Consider the following 13102-nt stretch of genomic DNA (forward strand, 5'->3'; position numbering starts at 1 on the left):
CGGAAATGCAGTAGCACCAGAGTTCGATCTGGGGGAAGCCACCGGCCACCCCGCCATTCCCCCTTGCCATCCCTCACACCTTTCCCTAATCTCCCTCTGAGAAAACCTTTTCCCAAATCGCCCCGCATCCGCTGACCTCACCATTCAGCACCCCGGAGGCCCATAAGAGAAAAGCTTTTCCCACCTGGGAGGATCGATATCCGAATCATGGCGTCCGACGTCCAGCCAACGCCCGCTAAGCAGCCCGTCACCCTGCGTGAGGTGGCAGCACTCGCCGGCGTCAGCGTCGCCACGGCGTCCAAGGCCCTCAACGGGCAGGGGCGGATGACGGCCGAGACGCGGACCCGGATTCGCGAGACGGCGCAGCGGCTTGGCTTTCGCCCGAACAGCCTGGCGCAGAGCCTGTTGCGGCGGCGCTCCTTTACCGTCGGCCTGTTGACCAACGACACCTATGGCCGCTTTTCGCTGCCGCTGATGGCCGGCGTTTCCGATGCGCTGGTCGATGCCGGCGTCTCGGTGTTCCTGTGCAATGTCGAGGACGACCCGCGCCTTGCCCAGCTGCATGTCGATGCCATGCTCGACAAGCGCGTCGACGGCATCATCGCCACCGGCAAGCGCATCGACCGCCATCTGCCGGTCGACCTCGCCAATCTCGGCATTCCGGCGATCTACGCCTTCACCCAGCCCGATCCCGGCGCCATCGCCTTCGTCTCTGACGATGCCGGCGGGGCGCGGCTGGCGGTCGAGCACTTTTGCCGGCTCGGGCGGCGGCGCATCGCCCATGTCAGCGGTCCCGCGAGCTTTGCCGTGGTGCATGCCCGCGCCGAGGCCTATCGCGCGGTGCTGGCCGAGAACGGCCTGCCGGTCATGGAGCCGCTGCTCGGCCCGTGGTCGGAGGCCTGGGGGCACGAGGCGGTCAGAAAACTGTTCGACGGCGAGGGGTTCGACGGCACGCGCGAAAAGCCCGATGCCGTCTTCTGCGGCAACGACCAGATCGCGCGCGGCGTCATCGATGCCTTGCGCGAGCGCGGTATCGGCGTGCCGGACGAGGTCGGCGTCATCGGCTTCGACAATTGGCAGATCGTCGCCGAGGCGACCCGGCCGCCGCTGACCTCGGTCGACATGAACCTTTCAGCACTTGGCCGCGAGGCCGGCCTTGCCTTGCTTTCGCTCGTCGGCGGCGAACCCGCCGAGCCGGGCATCAGAAAACTGCCGTGCCGGCTGGTGGTGCGTCAGTCATGCGGCCGTCCGCCGGACGGCTGAACGAAACGGGCCGTGTCGATAGTCACCCGCTTGGGGGCGCGGCTAAATTAGAACCATGTGGAGGAGAAGCATGAGAACCACCATTACCGGGCTCGCCATCGCCGCGAGCATTTTGGGCACGCTGGCGACAGTCGGCTCGGCCGCCGCCGACACCGCCAACATCTGGGTGCGCGCCGACGGCTCGAACTTCATGCCGCGCGTCGTCGATGCCTTCAACAAGGGGCATCAGAACCAGATCAAGCTCGACATCATCCCCAACGCCGAAATCATCCCGAAATATGGCGCTGCCGCCGCCGGCGGCACGGCACCCGATGCGCTGTCGCTCGACCTGATCTACACGCCGTCCTTCGCCGCCGCCGGCCAGCTCGAAGACATCACCGACTGGGCGAAATCGCTGCCCTATTTCGCCAGCCTGTCGCCGGCGCATGTCAAGACCGGCACCTATAAAGGCCGCATCTACGGGCTGCCGTTCTCGGCGGATTCCTCGGTACTGATCTGGAACAAGAAGCTGTTCAAGCAGGCCGGGCTCGACCCGGAAAAGGGCCCGACCAACTGGGCCGAAATCGAAGCCGACGCCGAAAAGGTCAATGCGCTCGGCGGCGACATCAAGGGCTTCTACTTCTCCGGCAATTGCGGCGGCTGCAACATCTTCACCTTCACGCCGCTGATCTGGGCCTCGGGCGGCGACATCCTGACCGAGGACGGCTCGAAGGCGACGCTGGACACGCCGCAGATGCGCGGCGCCATCGACCTCTACCGTTCGATGGTCAAGAAGGACCTGGTGCCTTCAGGCGCGCAGACCGACACCGGCTCCAACTTCTTTGCCGCCTTCGCCACCGGCAATATCGGCATCTCGCCGTCCGGCGCCTTCGCCATCGGCGCGCTCAACACGCAATATCCCGACATCGACTACGGCATCACCTTCCTTCCCGGCAAGGATGGCAGCTGGTCGTCGTTTGCCGGCGGCGATAATTTCGTCGTCACCAAGGGCACCACCAAGGTCGCGGTGGTGAAGGAGTTCCTCGACTTCGCCTATTCGCTCGAGGGCCAGACGATCCTGGCGAAATACGGCAGCCTTCCGGTGCGCGGCGACATCGCCAATGAGGCGCTGAAAGACCTCGACCCGCGCTACAAGGTCGCCGCCGAAGCCATGGCCAAGGGCCGCACGCCCTATTCGGTGGTGTTCAACGATCTGATCAACTCGGCCAACGGTCCGTGGAACCAGATGATGAACGAGGTCTTCTTCGGTGAAGACGTCGACGGCGCCATCGCCAACGCGCAGGAGACCATGCAGTCGATCATCGATTCGGCGCCGCAGAAGTAAAGCGCCGGCGCCCACCTCCCCCTCGAGGGGAGGTCGGACCGAAGGTCCGGGTGGGGTCCTCCGTGAAACGCGCCGACAGAAAGAACCGTCGGCGCGCTTCGCGGAGGACCCCACCCCCGGCCTTCGGCCGGACCCTCCCCTCAAGGGGGAGGGGGACGTAGCGCTAACGGAAGACCACGGCATGACCACCATCACAGCAATCTCCGCGCCAGCGCGCGCATACAAACTGGTCGGCGCCGGCCGCCGGCAGTGGATCGGCCTGCTCTATGTCGCGCCGGCCGTCGCCCTGGTCGTCGTCTTCTTCATCGTGCCGCTTTGCATGACCGCCTGGATGTCGCTGCACAACTGGCCGCTGATGGGCGCGCATAGCTTCATCGGCCTCGACAATTACTGGGCGATCCTGCGCGACACCCGCTTCTGGAACGCGCTGAAGTTCACCGGCTATTACACGGTGGTGGTGACGATCGCGATCTTCGCCGTCGCCTTTCCGCTGGCGCTGTTCATCGAAAGGCCGCGGCAGCTGACCGGCTTCTACCGCACGTCCTTCTTCATGCCGGCGGTCATCGGCTTCGCCTCGGCGAGCCTTTTGTGGTCATGGCTGCTCAATGTCGATTCCGGCCTGTTCAGCCCGGCCGCTTTCGAGCTCGGCCTGACCGAGAAGAAATTCAACCTGCTGGCGACCTTCCAGCCGGCCTTCTGGTCGATCATCGCCATGGTCGTGTGGAAGGTGGCGGGCTTCACCATGATCATCCTGATGACCGGCCTGCAATCGATCCCGCCGGACCTGCAGGAGGCGGCGATGATCGACGGGGCAGGGCCATTCGCGCGGTTCCGGGCGATTACCTTGCCCTTGATGCGCCGCACGCTGGCGCTGGCGCTGATCCTGTCGGTGGCCGGCTCGATCCTCGCCTTCGACCAGTTCTACATCATCCTGCGCGGCGGCCCGCGCAACCAGACGCTGACCGCCGTCTACTGGATCTTCAACCAGTCCTTCGTGTCGTTCAAGCTCGGCTATGGCGCAGCACTTTCGATGGTCCTGCTGGTCATCCTGGTGGCGCTCAGCCTCATCCAGCTGCGACTGCTGCGCAATCCCGAGGGGGTCGACTGATGGCGCAGGCAAGGAGCCGCAAACGCCGCATCGGCATGCAGATCGCCGAGCACTCGACCGGCATCATCGCATCCCTACTGTTCCTGGCGCCGATCGCCTGGACGGTGCTTTCGGCCTTCAAGCCGGCGCAGGAGGCGCGCCAGCCGCCGCTGCCGCCGTGGCCGACGACGGGTTTTTCGCTCGAGAACTACGCCACGCTCAACACCTTTGGTGACGGCCTCTGGCTGCCGGCGCAAAACAGCATCTATGTCTCGGTCATGACGGTGGTGCTGTCGGTGATCGTCAGCGTGCTCGCCGGCTACGGTTTCTCGCGCTTCCGCTTTCCGCTGAAGAACCTGCTCTTCGTCGTCATCCTGTCGACGATCATGATCCCGTTCCAGTCGATCCTGACGCCGATCTTCCTGGTGCTGACAAAAATCGGCCTGCACAACACGCTGACCGGGCTGGTCTGCGTCTACGTCACGCTGCAGCTGCCGTTCTCGATCTTCATGATGCGCAACGCCTTCGATGCGGTGCCGCGCGAGATCGAGGAGGCCGCGCGCATGGACGGCGCTAACAACGTCACCATGCTGCTCAGAGTGATGCTGCCGCTGGTCTGGCCGGGCATCGTCACCATCGCGCTGTTCGCCTTCCTCGGCGCCTGGAACGAGTTTCTGGCGGCGCTTGTGCTGATGACAGACCAGTCCAAATTCACGCTGCCGATCATGATGACCGCGCTGCAGTCCGGCCGCTTCGGCGCCATCGACTGGGGCGCCGTGCAGGCTGGCGTCACCGTGATGATGGTGCCGTGCCTGGTGCTCTTCCTGCTGCTGCAGCGCTTCTACATCCGCGGCCTCATGGCAGGGGCCGTGAAGTGACCAATCGAACCGAACCGGAGTAAATTGATGACCGCATCGCTGTCCACCAAGCCGGCTGCCGAGCCCGGCAAGCCAAAACTCGCCTTCCGCCCGCTGCCGGTGCCGCAGGTCGATGTGCGCGGCTTCTGGGGCGACCGCGTCGATGCCGTCGCCTCAAAAACCGCCGGCATCCTCTATGACCGCTGCGTCGAGGCGCGCATGCTGGAGCAGATCGACCCCGACCGGCCGTCGCCCGGCGTCGTTATTCCGTTCCACTCACCTTCGCCGGACGAGGCGGCCACCGCCGGTAACGAGTTCACCGGATCGACGGTGACGACGCAGATGTTCTGGGACTCGGATTGGGGCAAGACCATCGAGACCGCCGCCTATTCGCTCTACCGCCGCCGCAACGACGAGCTGGAGAAGAAGATCGACGCAGTCATCGACATGTACGGCAAGCTGCAGCAGCCCGACGGCTATCTGTCGAGCTGGTACCAGCGCATCCAGCCCGGCCTGCGCTGGACCAATCTGCGCGATTGCCACGAGCTCTATTGCGCCGGCCACCTGATCGAAGGCGCGGTCGCCTATTACCAGGCCACGGGAAAACGCAAGCTGCTCGACATCATGTGCCGCTATGTCGATCACATCGCCGAAACGTTCGGTCCCGAGCCCGGCAAGAAGAAGGGCTATTGCGGCCATGAGGAGATCGAGCTGGCGCTGGTCAAGCTGGCACGGGTGACGGGCGAGCGCAAATACATGGAGCTTGCCAAATATTTCATCGATCAGCGCGGCCAGCAGCCGCATTATTTCGACGAGGAGGCGCGAGCACGCGGCGCCGACCCCAAGGCCTATCATTTCAAGACTTACGAATACAACCAGTCGCACAAGCCGGTGCGCGAACAGGACAAGGTCGTCGGCCATGCGGTGCGGGCGATGTACCTCTATTCGGGGATGGCCGACATCGCCACCGAATATGGCGACGACACGCTGCGGGTGGCGCTCGACCGGCTGTGGGACGACCTCATGACCAAGAACCTCTACGTCACCGGCGGCCTCGGGCCGTCCTCGCACAATGAGGGTTTCACTGCCGATTACGACCTGCCCAACGACACCGCCTATGCCGAAACCTGTGCTTCGGTCGGCCTGGTGTTCTGGGCAAGCCGCATGCTCGGCATGGGCCCCAACGCGCGCTACGCCGACATCATGGAGCGGGCGCTCTACAACGGCTCGATCTCCGGCCTGTCGCTCGACGGCTCGCTGTTCTTCTACGAAAATCCGCTCGAAAGCCGCGGCGCCCACCACCGCTGGAAATGGCACCGCTGCCCGTGCTGCCCGCCCAATGTCGGGCGCATGGTCGCCTCGATCGGCAGCTATTTCTACGGCCTGTCGGACGACGCACTCGCCGTCCATCTTTATGGAAACGGCACGGCTCGTTTCGATATCGCGGGCCGGCAAATAGAGCTCACCCAGACCAGTAATTATCCATGGGACGGCGCGGTCTCGATCTCTGTCGAACCGGAAGCTCCGACCGAGTTCACTTTGCACCTGCGCTTGCCGGCCTGGTGCCGCAAGGCAGCGCTCAAGGTCAACGGCGCCGATGTCGATCTGGCTGCCATCAGCAGCGACGGCTATGCCGCGATCCGCCGCGAATGGCGCAAGGGCGACCGCGTCGAGCTCGACCTCGAAATGGCCGTCGACCGCCTCTACGCCGATCCACAGGTGCGGCAGGATATCGGCCGTGTCGCACTGGCGCGCGGCCCGCTGATCTATTGCGTCGAGGAGACCGACAATTCCAGCCAGCTGCACCGCATCGCTCTGCCGCGAACGGCCGACATCGAGGCGCGTCAGCAGCCGAACCTTCTGGGCGGCGTCGTGATACTTTCGGCGATTGCCAAAAAGGAGGCTTTCGAAAACTGGGAAGAGGGGCTCTACCGCACCGAACCGCCGGCGGTCGAGGACGCGAAAATCACCGCCGTGCCGTATTTCGCCTGGGACAACCGCGACCCCGGCGAGATGCTGGTCTGGCTCAGGGACGAATGAAGCCCGACCGCAGCGCCCGACCGATCTCCTCGGCCACAAGTTCCTGCAACTGCCAGAGATTGCGGTCGCGGATGCCGCAGGCGTCGAGATGGCGAATGGTCTCGAACAGATATTCGGCGCCCGAACCCCAATGGCCGACGGCCGTGGCCAGGGTCGCCGCTATCGCTCGCTTTTCGAGCTTGCCGGCATAGCGCGGATTGGCGGGATCGACAACGAAACCAAGCGCTTGGCCCGTGCCGTCGCCCGTCCTGACCTGCAGCCAGCGCGGCACGTTGACGGCCGGCAGGATGGTCATCTCACGTCGCAGCAGCGTTTCGAGATTGGCCCCCACTGGCTCGGCGACCTCGAACACCATGCCCTGACATTGGCCGCCGCGGTCGAGCGCCATCATCAGGCCGGGCTGCTCGACGGTGCCCCTGAAGCGTTGCACCGTAAAACAGAACGAACGGTGCCAGCCCGTCGCCACGGCCCGTTCGCCACCCCTGACCTCGCCGGCCGGCTTCCACAGCAGCGAACCATAGGCGAACAGCTTCACCGGCCCGGCCGGCGCGCCGGCTAGCACCTCGTCGCGAATGCGCGCGTAATCGGCATCGGTCATATAGACCATGCCCGGCGTCGGCCCGGCATCCTCGACCGCACGCAAGGTGCGGGCGACCAGCGCCTCGGTCAGCGCCATCGGTGTCTTGCGCGGCGAACGCCGTGATGCGGCGGAAATGACCTTGCTCATCCTCATGCTCTCAGCCTTGCCGCCATGTTGCCGAAGGCTGAAGGATTCTCAAGGGCCGAGTACACCAGCGCGGTATCGGGATTCGAACTATCGTGTCCAACAGCTTGACTGGCTTAGTGCGGAGGCTGATCTGGCCGGACGGTGTCGTTGCAGCCGTCAACATAGGGATGGACCGACCACCGGGAGCCGGGCCGGGCCTGTTGCGCCTTGGTGAGCGGATCCTGGGACTGCGCGTAGCCGTCCTGGTAGCCCCGAACGATTTCGTCGATATCGTCGGGCCAGTCGCCGTCCCATGGCCGTCCCAGAATCTGGGCCTGTTGGACCGGATGCAGTTCGTTGTGGCCTTCATGAAAGCTGTCGTGGATGTGTCCGGCATCATAGACCCACCGGCCGGTCACCCCCAGGATTGTCGCTCCGGTTCCATCGCCTTTGTTGGTCTCGATGCTGGGCAGGCCGGCATCGCTCGGACTAGCGGTGTCCGAACTGCTGAAGGCCGCGCCGAGCAGCGAAGCGAGCAAGGCGAGAAGCGCCAATACGTAGGCGACGACCACGCCGACGCCCGACATGCATAGCGCCAGCGCTGCCAGGGCGGCGATCAGGGCGAGGATGTTGACGGTCTGCAGGTCATGGATCGATGCCCCTTCGAACTCCACATGCAGCGCCTCTGACTTTACTCCGGTCACCTTGTCCTCCGCCGGGTTCCCAGTGAACAGAAAGCCGTGCGAGGAGGTGATTGCGTTTTCGGCCATCAGATAGCCGAACGGGGCACTGGCGGCGGCAACGGCCTGGGAGACGCCCACCGGGTTGTTCGGCAGCAGCAAATTGAGGCTGTAGTCGGAGTCCAGGCTTCCTGGCCAGGTCTTCTCCGACGGCGGCTCGATGCTGATGACCATGCCGACGATACTCACCGGCTCGCCGAGGCAAACCAGCCGTTTGTTGAGCCACCAGTCGCAATAAGCGAGAATCCACACAATCTCAGTCACCACCAGCGCGATCGGTATGCACCACGGCTCGCCCATCGCGACCACCACCACGACCATCACGGCTGCGAATATGCCGCTGGTAATCGCCGCGCTGATGTACTGGTTGACCGAAATCACCTCGTCGGCGGTCGTGCACTTGGTCCAGGATTTGTCGTCGGTGGCCATCACGGCTCCAAGCTGCTGAGGACGGTCAAGGTGACGCCGCCGCTGGCGCGGTCACCCTCGTCAAATGCATTCAGATTGAGGGCTTGCCGGCCGGTCCAGCCGTCCGGCGGCGTAGCGACCGCCGTGATCGTCACCTGTTCGCCCGGCGCCAGCGACGGCAGGTCAGGCGAAATCTCGACCTTCCAGCCCGGCGGCAGGGGATGAGCCGACGGCAAGTGTGCCGCCAGCCGGCGCTTTTGCTCCGCCTTGGCGGTCTCTTCCGTTGGCTGCCGGTCGTCGCGACAGGGGCCGAGCGGCGGAATGGTGTAGGCATCGACGGTGAACCGGTACCGATGCGGCCGACGGGTAGCGTTGCGCAACTCGAATTGAAATGTTGCTGGCGACTGCGCCAGTCCGACATCGGTATTTTCTTGCCCGAGATTGTTGGCGAAGTTGGCGTCATCGGCCGGGTCGAGCAAAGCTTGCAGGCAATAGTGACCTGCTTGCTGCGGCGTATGCCAGTCGAAGGAGACGAACCCAGGCTGGCTGGCGGATCCGATCACCCCGACCGAGACCGGCCTCGTGGCTATCGGATTCGACACGGTTCCGATGCCAAACGACAGATAGGACAGATGGACCGGCATCTTGACGACGACGGCATCCGGGGAGGCGTTTCATACGCGAACCCGCACCTCGTAGTCGGTGTCCGCCTGCAACCTGCCGGCGGGAACGGGCACACCACCCTGGCGTAGCTCGATATCGGGATTATCCCAGGTGACCGCGAGACCAAGGCCGATCAGATAATACTGATCGTAGATCAGCGGGTCAGGCCGGCAGAAAGCAGGGTGATCGATCGGTACGCAATGCGCCCGGGACCCTTTCTGGTCGACCCGGCGGTCGCCCCCTAGCCGCCACCGGCGACAGAAACGGCGAGCCATCTCGATCAGTGCCGGAATCCAGGCGGAGAACAATGCTCGCAGGATTGCCGCTATTCCTCGCATCGACTTCCCCTCTGAAGCTAACGCAGGGCAACGCTCTGATAACAACGGGATTCGCGCGGCAACAGTGTATTGGAGCGTCAGACGACTGGTGCCGTTTGTACTCTGGTCAGACGAATAAAGCTGGGCTCGAACGGTACGCGGGCTATTTCCGCGCGAAGAAACCGCGCGCGAACTGCACGATGCGCTTGTGAAATGCGAGCGCCAATATTGCGACAACGGCAAGTATGTAGAGAGCTTCGGTCGATCCGTCGCCGCCGTCAGGTGAAATACCAAACCAACTCTCGATGAAATCCATGAACAGATTCCCTCCGCGCAAACTTGCGACCCATGTTCAGCATAGCTCTTCAGCTTGTCCCGGTGTCAAGTAGGGATGCATTGCCCATCCACATAAATCCAGCAAAGACCGTTTTGCCGAATTGTCTGCTGTCTGTCGATAAACCTGAGAATTTGCCTAAAGATTGGCTAAAAAATTGTCGCGGCTTATTGATGCACAACTGAAGGAAAGCTTTGTATCTCGGTCATTTCCGGGTCATTTTGTCGATCATGTGCGAACGATCCAGTCATGATGGTGTCGCCAAACAGGTCCGGACTTGTGCATGGACAGTACGCGGCCCACTACGATCAGAAGCGCGGGGTAGCCTGAAAAGCAGCCCGGCATGGCTCATTGGACGCCATTCGGCGGTCGTCTGGCCTGGTTTCAAATGTAGTCAGCTCTCGAACGTGCCCGGCGACGTCGTCACGCTGTCGGCTATTGACAGGAAAGAGGCGTTTGAAAATCACCGGCGGTCGAGGCAGCAAAAGTCACCGTGCCGTATGTCGCCTGGGACACCACGATTCCGGCGAGATGCTGGTCTGGATCAGAGCGTCCTGACCGGCAGCTATCGTACCGGCCGAGCCTTAGCTGGGCCGGCCGGTACGCTTGCCGGCCTGACGAGGGCCGCCGTCAAGCAGCCGGTCGAATGTTTTGGTTCACCCGGAAGAGGTTGTTCGGGTCGTATTTCTTCTTCAGCGTAGCCAGGCGCTCATAGTTGTCGCCATAAGCCGCCTTGAGCCTTGCATCGCCCTCGTCATCCATCATGAAGTTCAGGTAGGCGCCGCCCAGATCGAACGGATGCACGGCCTCCCAGTAGGCCTTGGTCCAGCGCGTCACCGGCCCCGCTTTCTGTGGGTCCGGATCGATCCCGGCGATGACCATCGACCAGGTCGCATCACGGTAATTCCAGGGTGTCTCGTCTTTGCCGACGCGATGGACCGCACCATCGATCGGGTAGAGGTGCATGAGCGATAGCTCGCTCGGCGTCTTCGCCGCCTGCTTGAGATGGGCGTCGATCGCCTCGTCGGACAGCGTCTTGACGAAATCGCCCCGCCAGTACCACTGCATTCCCTTTGGGTAGAGCCCATCGAACATGCTCTGCACCGCGGGATAGGGCATCGTTCCCATCCAGTTGAACCAGGGCGCGGGCAGCGCATCGAGCAGCGGGGCCAGCGCCTCTCTGCCCTTTTCCTCCGGGCCGTTGTAGCAGCACATCAGCAGACACATCCGCTTTCCCCAAAACTCTTCCGGGAAGGGTGCGCTCGAGAGGACGGTCTTGAGCCCGAGAAAGATCCCGAGTTCTTCGGGCGCGTTCGGCAGGAACTCGCGATAATGCTGCATGATGGTGCGGGCGTGGCGCTGATCCCATGCGATCGGCCCCGCAAAGACCATGCTGACCTGGTGGAGCTTGAACACAAAGCTGGTGACGATGCCGAAATTGCCGCCGCCGCCGCGAAGCGCCCAGAACAGGTTGGGGTTCCGCTCCTTGCTGGCGGTGACGAAGCTTCCATCGGCAAGCACGACATCGGCCTCGATCAGATTGTCGATGGTCAGGCCATATTTGCGCGTCAGATAGCCATGGCCGCCGCTCAGCGTCAGTCCGGCGACCCCGGTGGTCGAGATGATGCCCGCCGGTACGGCCAGGCCAAAGGCATGGGTGGCATGGTCGAGGTCGCCCTGAGTACAGCCCGGGCCTACTCGCGCCGTGCGGGCATCCGGATCGACGCGCACGCCGTTCATCGCCGACAGGTCGATCACCAGACCGTCGTCGCAGCTCCCCAATCCTGGTCCGTTATGGCCGCCGCCACGTACCGCAACCAGCAAATTGTTGTCGCGGCCGAAATTCACCGCTGTGATTACGTCGGCGACGTCGACACAGCGGGCGATGATCAGCGGCCGCTTGTCGATCATGCCGTTGTAGAGCTTGCGGGCCTCGTCATAGCGGGCGTCGCCGGCGCGGATGACTTCGCCTCGCAGGCTTGCTGCGAATTTGGTGATGTCTTCATCGTTCATGACATTCCTCCCTATTATTGGACCTGTCGGCCGGTCGATGAAACGCTAGTCTCGTCCGCTGTTCCCGCAAATGTCACATCGTCCATTTCTGTTGCCCGATCGTTCAGAGTAGGATTAGACCAGATGGATGGTTGCCCGGGCGGCCATATTGCCGGATAGTTCGATGCCTGACCGAAAAACTCGTTGTCAAAGGGAGTAGCCGATCGTTTCCGGAGGTGCAGTGCATGGATGTCCTTTCCGATGTGCTCCGAGCCGTTCGCCTCACCGGTGCGATCTATTTCGACGTCGACGCCAGCTCTCCCTGGGTTGGCGAGTCGCCGGGCACGGCCGACATTGCCGCCGCCGTCATGCCGGAGGCAGAGCACATCATTTCTTTTCATGCCGTGATGTCGGGCTCGTGCTGGGCCGCGCTGGGAGACGATTCGGTGCCGCCGGTGCTCGTCAACGCCGGTGATGTCGTTGTCTTCCCCGGTGGTGTTCCGAACGTGTTGAGCTCCTCGCCGGGGGCGCGGGGCGAACCCAATATGGCGATGTATTATCGGCCGATAGACGAGAGCCTGCCGTTCGCGGTGATCCATGGTGGCGGCGGAGACGAGCGGACCCGATTCATTTGCGGGTATCTTGGCTGCGATGCGCGTCCCTTCAATCCTCTCCTGGCCGCATTGCCGGCCATCCTGTGTGCCCGCAAGCCCGCCGATGGAAGCAGTTGGGTTATCGACCTTTTTCGGCTGGCGCTGGCCGAAGGCGGCAGTGGGCGGGCGGGCTGTGAAACGATACTCGCCAAGCTGAGCGAGCTGATGTTTGTCGAGATCATCCGCCGCCATCTCGAGACCCTCCCCGACGATTCGCGCGGCTGGCTGTCAGGCCTACGGGATCCACACGTCGGCGAGGCGCTCCGGCTCATCCACGCTCGCCCAAGGGAGGAATGGACATTGGACCGGCTCGCCCGCGAAGTAGGGCTCTCGCGCACGGCGTTTGCGAGCCGCTTTACCCACTATGTCGAGGTCTCCCCCATGCATTATCTTGCTCGCTGGCGTCTGCAACTGGCAGGACGCTTGCTCGAACGGCCCGAAATGAGCATCGCGCAAGCGGGTGCCGAGGTCGGCTACGAGTCGGAAGCCGCCTTCAATCGCGCCTTCAAAAAGTTCGTCGGCATTCCACCTGGCACCTGGCGAAAGGGACGGTCGGCGTTGCTCGAGGCTCAGAGATTGCCCGCTGGCGTCGTACAATAGGAAAGAACTGGCAGGGCGTTGACGCTTCGGTCTGCGTGCAGCGTCCCAATGCTCGAAAGCCCCTGGCACAAAGCGGTAGACGATGACCGGCCGCCGCGACGCTTTCGGCGAGGCGTGT

Annotated in this window: 12 protein-coding genes; 6 read left to right on the top strand and 6 right to left on the bottom strand. The window is 63.3% G+C overall.

What is annotated here, in order from left to right; genetic code table 11:
- Nucleotides 1–207: 207 nt before the first annotated feature.
- The 5 genes from NKI47_RS20115 (at nucleotide 208) to NKI47_RS20135 (ending at nucleotide 6571) form a co-directional block, all read left to right on the top strand.
- On the top strand, nucleotides 208–1263 hold the full coding sequence (locus NKI47_RS20115; protein WP_352593065.1) for a LacI family DNA-binding transcriptional regulator: 1056 nt from the start codon (nucleotides 208–210) through the stop codon (nucleotides 1261–1263).
- A gap of 70 nt (nucleotides 1264–1333) precedes the next feature.
- Entirely contained in the window at nucleotides 1334–2587 is a 1254-nt protein-coding gene (locus NKI47_RS20120; RefSeq protein ID WP_352593068.1) for an ABC transporter substrate-binding protein, read from the top strand.
- Nucleotides 2588–2768: 181 nt separating this feature from the next.
- Nucleotides 2769–3695: a carbohydrate ABC transporter permease gene (locus NKI47_RS20125; RefSeq protein ID WP_023674365.1), complete on the top strand. Its 927-nt coding sequence runs from the start codon at nucleotides 2769–2771 to the stop codon at nucleotides 3693–3695.
- Nucleotides 3695–4552: a carbohydrate ABC transporter permease gene (locus NKI47_RS20130; RefSeq protein ID WP_352593071.1), complete on the top strand. Its 858-nt coding sequence runs from the start codon at nucleotides 3695–3697 to the stop codon at nucleotides 4550–4552. The genes NKI47_RS20125 and NKI47_RS20130 overlap by 1 nt, the downstream gene beginning before the upstream one ends.
- Before the next feature lie 27 nt (nucleotides 4553–4579).
- The gene (locus tag NKI47_RS20135) at nucleotides 4580–6571 is read left to right on the top strand and encodes a glycoside hydrolase family 127 protein (RefSeq protein ID WP_352593074.1); all 1992 of its coding nucleotides are present in this window, start codon (nucleotides 4580–4582) and stop codon (nucleotides 6569–6571) included.
- Here NKI47_RS20135 and NKI47_RS20140 read toward each other — a convergent pair.
- The 6 genes from NKI47_RS20140 to NKI47_RS20165 all read right to left on the bottom strand — a co-directional run bounded on the left by NKI47_RS20140 (nucleotide 6558) and on the right by NKI47_RS20165 (nucleotide 11752).
- Nucleotides 6558–7298, bottom strand: a complete 741-nt coding sequence (locus NKI47_RS20140) for a gamma-glutamylcyclotransferase (protein ID WP_352569789.1) — start codon at nucleotides 7296–7298, stop codon at nucleotides 6558–6560. The genes NKI47_RS20135 and NKI47_RS20140 overlap by 14 nt on opposite strands.
- A gap of 113 nt (nucleotides 7299–7411) precedes the next feature.
- Complete coding sequence (locus tag NKI47_RS20145) at nucleotides 7412–8446, bottom strand: hypothetical protein (RefSeq protein WP_352593077.1); 1035 nt, start codon at nucleotides 8444–8446, stop codon at nucleotides 7412–7414.
- Entirely contained in the window at nucleotides 8446–9069 is a 624-nt protein-coding gene (locus NKI47_RS20150) for a hypothetical protein (RefSeq protein ID WP_352593080.1), read from the bottom strand. Before NKI47_RS20150 ends, NKI47_RS20145 begins: the two co-directional genes overlap by 1 nt.
- Before the next feature lie 30 nt (nucleotides 9070–9099).
- Nucleotides 9100–9426 (bottom strand): hypothetical protein, encoded by a 327-nt coding sequence (locus NKI47_RS20155; RefSeq protein ID WP_352593083.1) that lies wholly within the window; start codon nucleotides 9424–9426, stop codon nucleotides 9100–9102.
- Nucleotides 9427–9568: 142 nt separating this feature from the next.
- Nucleotides 9569–9721, bottom strand: coding sequence for a hypothetical protein (locus NKI47_RS20160; RefSeq protein WP_352578310.1), 153 nt, complete (start codon nucleotides 9719–9721; stop codon nucleotides 9569–9571).
- Nucleotides 9722–10369: 648 nt separating this feature from the next.
- Nucleotides 10370–11752, bottom strand: a complete 1383-nt coding sequence (locus tag NKI47_RS20165; RefSeq protein WP_352452295.1) for an FAD-binding oxidoreductase — start codon at nucleotides 11750–11752, stop codon at nucleotides 10370–10372.
- Between the two features lie 224 nt (nucleotides 11753–11976).
- Between NKI47_RS20165 and NKI47_RS20170 the strand changes: the two genes are divergently transcribed.
- Entirely contained in the window at nucleotides 11977–12984 is a 1008-nt protein-coding gene (locus tag NKI47_RS20170) for an AraC family transcriptional regulator (RefSeq protein WP_023674373.1), read from the top strand.
- Nucleotides 12985–13102 lie beyond the last annotated feature (118 nt).

It is taken from the genome of Mesorhizobium sp. M0633, assembly GCF_040320645.1.
GTDB lineage: Bacteria > Pseudomonadota > Alphaproteobacteria > Rhizobiales > Rhizobiaceae > Mesorhizobium.

Excerpts from the sequence above, each read along its gene's own strand:
- NKI47_RS20115 (WP_352593065.1), top strand. The coding sequence starts at position 208 with ATGGCGTCCGACGTCCAGCCAACGCCCGCTAAGCAGCCCGTCACCCTG.
- NKI47_RS20120 (WP_352593068.1), top strand. The coding sequence starts at position 1,334 with ATGAGAACCACCATTACCGGGCTCGCCATCGCCGCGAGCATTTTGGGC.
- NKI47_RS20125 (WP_023674365.1), top strand. The coding sequence starts at position 2,769 with ATGACCACCATCACAGCAATCTCCGCGCCAGCGCGCGCATACAAACTG.
- NKI47_RS20130 (WP_352593071.1), top strand. The coding sequence starts at position 3,695 with ATGGCGCAGGCAAGGAGCCGCAAACGCCGCATCGGCATGCAGATCGCC.
- NKI47_RS20135 (WP_352593074.1), top strand. The coding sequence starts at position 4,580 with ATGACCGCATCGCTGTCCACCAAGCCGGCTGCCGAGCCCGGCAAGCCA.
- NKI47_RS20140 (WP_352569789.1), bottom strand. The coding sequence starts at position 7,298 with ATGAGCAAGGTCATTTCCGCCGCATCACGGCGTTCGCCGCGCAAGACA.
- NKI47_RS20145 (WP_352593077.1), bottom strand. The coding sequence starts at position 8,446 with ATGGCCACCGACGACAAATCCTGGACCAAGTGCACGACCGCCGACGAG.
- NKI47_RS20150 (WP_352593080.1), bottom strand. The coding sequence starts at position 9,069 with ATGCCGGTCCATCTGTCCTATCTGTCGTTTGGCATCGGAACCGTGTCG.
- NKI47_RS20155 (WP_352593083.1), bottom strand. The coding sequence starts at position 9,426 with ATGCGAGGAATAGCGGCAATCCTGCGAGCATTGTTCTCCGCCTGGATT.
- NKI47_RS20160 (WP_352578310.1), bottom strand. The coding sequence starts at position 9,721 with ATGGATTTCATCGAGAGTTGGTTTGGTATTTCACCTGACGGCGGCGAC.
- NKI47_RS20165 (WP_352452295.1), bottom strand. The coding sequence starts at position 11,752 with ATGAACGATGAAGACATCACCAAATTCGCAGCAAGCCTGCGAGGCGAA.
- NKI47_RS20170 (WP_023674373.1), top strand. The coding sequence starts at position 11,977 with ATGGATGTCCTTTCCGATGTGCTCCGAGCCGTTCGCCTCACCGGTGCG.